Source organism: Micromonospora sp. KC213, assembly GCF_004348325.1.
Classification (GTDB): domain Bacteria; phylum Actinomycetota; class Actinomycetes; order Mycobacteriales; family Micromonosporaceae; genus Micromonospora.
On record NZ_SMKF01000268.1, the window covers coordinates 1 to 5,244 of the forward strand.

Annotated in this window: 3 protein-coding genes and 1 pseudogene; 1 reads left to right on the top strand and 3 read right to left on the bottom strand. The window is 70.9% G+C overall.

The annotated features are described in order from the left end of the window. Positions 1–874 (bottom strand): annotated as a pseudogene (locus E1166_RS29220) (hypothetical protein); the annotation flags it as partial. A 287-nt stretch (positions 875–1,161) separates the two neighbouring features. Then, positions 1,162–2,643: an aminopeptidase P family protein gene (locus E1166_RS29225; RefSeq protein WP_132343073.1), complete on the bottom strand. Its 1,482-nt coding sequence runs from the start codon at positions 2,641–2,643 to the stop codon at positions 1,162–1,164. Between the two features lie 235 nt (positions 2,644–2,878). Here E1166_RS29225 and asnB point away from each other — a divergent pair, with 235 nt between their 5' ends. Further along, the gene (asnB, locus tag E1166_RS29230) at positions 2,879–4,840 is read left to right on the top strand and encodes an asparagine synthase (glutamine-hydrolyzing) (RefSeq protein ID WP_132270420.1); all 1,962 of its coding nucleotides are present in this window, start codon (positions 2,879–2,881) and stop codon (positions 4,838–4,840) included. Positions 4,841–4,889: 49 nt separating this feature from the next. On the opposite strand, the gene E1166_RS29235 is transcribed toward asnB, so the two are convergent. Continuing rightward, the coding region (locus E1166_RS29235) for a cellulose binding domain-containing protein (RefSeq protein WP_207914636.1) at positions 4,890–5,244 on the bottom strand (355 nt) is incomplete at its 5' end.

Genomic DNA, 5,244 nt, shown 5'->3' on the forward strand with positions numbered 1-5,244 from the left:
GCCGGGCGTGGTTGTTGTTCAGCTTGCTGTCGTGGATGTCGACCCGGCCGTAGTTGGCGATCGCCCCGCCGTTGCCCTCGGCGTTGTTACCGACCAGAGTGGTCTTGACCAGGCGGGCGGCACCACCGGGCGCCACCAGCAGTGCGCCCCCGTCGGGGCCCTGCGTGTCACCCGGTTCCCGCTGCCCACCGGGGGTCTGCTGGTCGGCCGGGCCCGGCCCGTCAGGGCCCTGCGGTCGGTCGGTGGTCTGCCGGTCGCCCGGCTGGCCGCCGTACCGGAACGCGGCGGCGTTGCCACCTTTGAGGGTGACGTCCCGCAGCGTCAGGTCCCCGCCGTCGGCGACGGTGAACAGCCGGAAGGTGTCCTCGGAATCCCGGGTGATGGTGGCGTCCCGCCCCTCGATGGTGACCTCGTGCCGGATCGTCGGCAGCCCCGAGCCGGACTTCACGTCATAGCCGCCCAGTTCGTACGTGCAGTGCGGGGCCAGTCGCAACGTGCCGCCGCGGTCCCGGTTGACCAGGTCCACCGCCTCGACGAGCTGTTCCTCGTCACACGGCACGTCGCGGACCTTTCCCGGTCTCCCGCCGCCCCGGTGATCATCGTCTCGACCACCCCGGTCACCGGTCGTGGTCGTCGGGACGTTCGCGGGGGGCTTTCCGCCGTCGTTCACCTGTTGCGGTGCCGCCAACCGCTGCTCCGCTGCGCGCCGGGCGTCGCCGGGCTTGTCGTCGCGAGCGGCGAGACCGCCGAGCGCCGCCAGGCCGACGACACCGGTCAGGCCGGCCATGCTGGTGGCGACCCAGAGCACCCGTCGCCGGTTCGTCGGCGGCGTCATCCGCGCCTCGCCGTCGGGAGTCGTTACGTCGTTGGACATCAGAGCCTTCCGCCCTTTCGTGCTCACAAGGGGCCAGCGCCGTGTAAGCGGGCTGACCAGCCACAAATCGGTTGCAGCCTCTGAAGCACACCGTATGAGAAGTAATCTCACGAGAGGGACGGATCATCAGAAAGTCCGTAATTCGCTCACGTTAGGGTCCGCTGCTCGGCCTCCGGCTCACCCGATCGTGCACCGGCGGCGCAGACGATGGCGGGCCCGGCCACCGGTGCCGGACGCAGAACCGTCCGACGCCGGCGGCGGGGCCCGCCGCGTGGTCGTACCCCGGGTCAGCCCGGCAGCCGGGGGCCCGCCTCACGCTGCTCGGCCAGCCACGTCTCCACCTCGTCGGCGCGGCGCGGCAGCCCGGCCGAGAGGTTGACCCCGCCGGTCGCGGTGACCAGGATGTCGTCCTCGATCCGCACACCGACGCCCCGCAACTCCTCGGGCACCAACTCGTCCTCCGGCTGGAAGTAGAGCCCTGGCTCGACGGTGAGCACGTACCCCTCGCCGAGCGTGCCGTCGCGGTACTTCTCCTTGCGGGCGTTGGCGCAGTCGTGCACGTCGATGCCGAGCATGTGGCTGGTGCCGTGCAGCGTCCAGCGGCGGTAGACCGTCGAGGTCGGGTCCATCGCCTCGTCCACGCTCACCGGCAGCAGCCCGAGGTCCTTCAGCGCCTCGGCGAGCACCCGCATCGCGGTCAGGTGCACGTCCTGGAACGCCACCCCGGGCTTGATGAGGTCGATGGCGGCCTGCTGGGCGTGGTACACGGCGTCGTAGACCTGCCGCTGCAACGGCGTGAACCGACCGTCGACCGGCAGCACCCGGGTCACGTCGGCGGTGTAGAGGTTGCGGTTCTCGACGCCCATGTCCATCAGCAGCAGCTCACCCGGGCGGGTGGTGCCGTGGTTGTGCACCCAGTGCAGGATCGTGGCGTGCTCGCCCGCCCCGACGATCGAGCCGTACCCGACGTCGTTGCCGTCGTGCCGGGCGCGCAGCGCGAAGACCCCCTCCAGCAGCCGCTCGGAGACCCCGCGGTCGGCCGGCAGCGCCCGGGCCACGTCCTCGAATCCGCGTACGGTGGCGTCCACGGCCTCCTGGAGCTGGGCGATCTCCCACTCGTCCTTGACCAGCTTCAGCTCCGAGATGACGATCGCCAGCTCGCGGTCGCGGGCCGGCTGGCCCTCGGCGCGGGGCCCGTCCCAGGCGCGTACGGCAGCGTCCACCTTCGGGTCGAAGCCGCGCAGCACCCGGGTACGCCCTGGCGCGAGCCCGGCGAGGGCCGCGTCGAGCCCGGCCAGGTCCTCGGTCGGCAGGCCCAGTTCGGTCGACTTCTCCGTCAGGGTGTGCCGCCGGCCGACCCACAGCTCACCGTGCCGGCTGCGGAAGAACTCGTCGGTCTCCCGGGAGGAACGGGGCAGCACGTACAGCGTGGCGTCGTGCCCGGAGCCGTTGGGCCGCAGCACCAGCACGCCGTCCGGGTCCAGGTCGCCGGTCAGGTACGCGAAGTCGCTGCCCGCCCGGAACCGGTGCTCGGTGTCGTTGGCGCGGACCTTCTCGTTGCCGGTCGGGATGACCAGGGTCTCGCCGGGAAAGGCGGCGGAGAGGGCGGCGCGGCGTTTGGCGTAGTTCGGCACCTCCGGGCGAGGGCCGACCGGCAGGGTGGTGTCCCGCCAGCCCTGGCGCATGAAGGCAAGGAAGGCCTCCGGGAAATCCGGGTCGTGCGATTCGGTGCCGTCCGCCGGCTTGCCGTTGACTCGGTCCTCGGCCATGTCCGCTCCCTCCGCTGCGTCGCTGGTCCGACGGTACCGCCTCACCGCCGCCCGTTGGGAACGGCGGCATCGGGTCCGGGAGGGCCGACGCGGGTCGGCGCGACCGGTGCCGCACCGCCCGGACCGGTGTCGTCGCTGGTCGGTGGTGCCGGGGCGGCGGCCACGGACCGGCCGTGGCTGAAGAGAGCCAGCGGTGCCGCGACGGGCGCTTCGCCAGCGTGGAAAGATGACCACCATGTGCGGACTCCTGGCCTTCTTCAGTGCGCGCGGCGACGCCGCCGCCCACCGCGACAACATCGCCGGGGCATTGGAATGCCTACACCACCGTGGCCCGGACGAGACCGGGGTCGAGGTGGTCGGGGACGCCTCCGGCCGGTACGCGGACGGGGTGTTCGCGCACAAGCGGCTGGCGATCATCGATGTCGCGTCCAGCCACGAGCCGCTGCCCTACGCCGGCGGTCGCTACCTGCTCACCTTCAACGGCGAGATCTACAACTACATCGAGCTGCGCGAGGAGTTGATCCGCACCTTCGGCGCCCAGTTCGCCACGGCCGGCGACGGTGAGGTGATTGTCGCCGGTTACCACTACTGGGGCGAGCAGGTGCTCACCCGGCTGCGTGGCATGTTCGCCTTCGTCATCTGGGACCGTCAGGAGCGGCGGGCCTTCGGTGCCCGCGACTACTTCGGCATCAAGCCGCTGCACTACCTGGAGACCGCCGACGGGCTCTACCTCGCCTCGGAGAAGAAGGCGCTGTTGCCCTTCGCCCACTCCGCGTACCAGGGCGACGCCGGCATCGACACGGCGAGCCTGAGCCACTACCTGACGCTGCAGTACGTCCCGGAGCCGGGCACCCTGCACAAGGGGATCAGCCGGATCGGGTCGGGGGAGTACCTCACCTGGACGCCGGGCGGCCGGATCGACGTACGCCGGTGGTACCGGCCGGTGTTCCGCCCGGCGCCGGTCGACGACGAGCAGCGGCTCTACCACGACATCCGGGAGACGCTGCGGGAGAGCGTCCGGATGCACATGCGCTCGGACGTGCCGGTCGGCTCGTTCCTGTCCAGCGGCATCGACTCCACCGCGGTGGTGGCGCTCGCGCGGGAGTTCAACCCGAACATCCTGACCTTCACCGTCGGGTACGACGTGCCCGGCTACTCCGAGATCGACGTGGCCCAGGATTCGGCCCGGCACCTCGACGTGACCACCATCCCGACCAAGATCGGGCCGCAGGACATGATCGACGCGCTGCCGAAGATCGTCTGGCACCTGGACGACCCGGTGGCCGACCCGGCGCTGGTGCCGCTCTACTTCGTGGCCAAGAAGGCCGCCGAGCACGTCACGGTGGTTCTCTCCGGCGAGGGCGCGGACGAGTTCTTCGGCGGGTACACCATCTACCGGGAGCCGCTCTCCCTCGGCGCGGTCAACGGCCTGCCGGGCGGCGTGCAGAAGGGGCTGCGGGCGGTTTCCAAGGCGATCCCCCAGGGCGTCAAGGGCAAGAGCTTCCTGGAGCGCGGCACCACCCCGATCGAGCAGCGCTACTACGGCAACGCCCGGATGTTCACCGAGGAGGAGAAGCAGCACCTGCTGCGCCGCTACGACCCCTCGGTCCGCTACACCGATGTCACCGCGCCGATCTACGCCGAGTGCACCGAGCTGGACGACGTCACCAAGATGCAGTACGTCGACCTGTACACCTGGCTGCGCGGCGACATCCTGGTCAAGGCCGACCGGATCTCGATGGCGCACTCGCTGGAGGTGCGGGTGCCCTTCCTCGACCGGGAGGTCTTCAACGTCGCGGCCGGCATCCCGGTGGACCTGAAGCTGCCGCCCCGTTCGGACGCCACCAAGTACGCCATGCGCCAGGCGTTGCAGGGGGTGGTCCCGCCGGCCATCGTCAACCGCAAGAAGCTGGGCTTCCCCACCCCGACCCGGGTCTGGCTGCGCGGTGAGATGTACGAGTGGGCCCGGCACGTGCTGGCCACCTCGGGCGCCGGTGACCTGATCGACCTGTCGTACGCGATGCGGCTGTTGGACGAGCACAAGCGGGAGGAGGCGGACCACTCCCGCAAGGTGTGGACGGTGCTGATCTTCTGTATCTGGCACGCCATCTTCGTGGCCAGGACCCTGGACCCGGGTATCCAGCGCAACCAGTCGGCGCTGCTCACCAAGCCCGTCGTGGGCAGCATGGTCCGCTGACCGCCCCCGGGCCGGGCGGCGGGGTGTACCGCCGCCCGGCGGGGTGGGGTCAGCGGCCGGTGCAGGTGACGGTGGGCAGGGTGTTGGTGCCGTTCGTGCTGGCGAGGAAGCCAAACGTGGTGGTGCCCTCCGGCGCGATCGTGCCGTTGTACGGGGCGTTGGTGACCGTCACCGACGCCCCGTTCGTGCTCGCCGTGCCGCCCCAGATCTGCGTGATCCGCTGACCGTTGGGCCAGGTCCAGTTCGCCGTCCAGCCGCCGTACGTCCGGCTGCTGTGGTTCATGATCATCACTTCGCCCTGGAATCCGCCGTTCCAGGAGCTGGCCACCTTGTAGACGGCCATGCAGTCATCGCCGTGCGGCGGCGGGGTGGTCGGGCCCGGCGGCGGGGTGGTCGGGCCCGGC

What these genes read in the sequence shown, in the direction of transcription:
- E1166_RS29225 (WP_132343073.1), bottom strand. Translation starts at nt 2,643, where the DNA reads ATGGCCGAGGACCGAGTCAACGGCAAGCCGGCGGACGGCACCGAATCG.
- asnB (WP_132270420.1), top strand. Translation starts at nt 2,879, where the DNA reads ATGTGCGGACTCCTGGCCTTCTTCAGTGCGCGCGGCGACGCCGCCGCC.